Below are 265 nucleotides of genomic sequence, written 5' to 3'. Positions count from 1 at the left end.
GGGAAGGATTACTATTTTCTTACTCAGGAAGACTTCCCGTGTTTTTCATTGCCACGTGGAGTTCTGCTGGTGGCTGATATGGAAAAATCCAGTTGATAATCCTTCTTAAGGAGGTGTTTTACGATGGTGGTTTTTCCTGAGCCACTGGGTGCGGAGAAGATCAGTAGTTTGCCAGTCATGATGTTGAGAGTTTATTGTAAGTTATAAAAAATAGTGTTAAAAATATTCTTTTGGGTAATAAAGCAAAAGCAAGGATATAATCCTA

At 38.1% G+C, this 265-nt stretch carries 1 protein-coding gene; it reads right to left on the bottom strand.

Annotation, left to right across the window (positions count from 1 at the left end; all coding sequences use genetic code 11):
- Window positions 1-23 precede the first annotated feature (23 nt).
- Window positions 24-179: a hypothetical protein gene (locus Ga0451573_RS20385; protein ID WP_231685813.1), complete on the bottom strand. Its 156-nt coding sequence runs from the start codon at window positions 177-179 to the stop codon at window positions 24-26.
- Window positions 180-265 lie beyond the last annotated feature (86 nt).

The organism is Phosphitispora fastidiosa (genome assembly GCF_019008365.1).
Lineage (GTDB): Bacteria > Bacillota > Thermincolia > Thermincolales > UBA2595 > Phosphitispora > Phosphitispora fastidiosa.
Note: the sequence above shows the minus strand (reverse complement) of the source record. Positions and strands in the feature narration are given on the sequence as shown.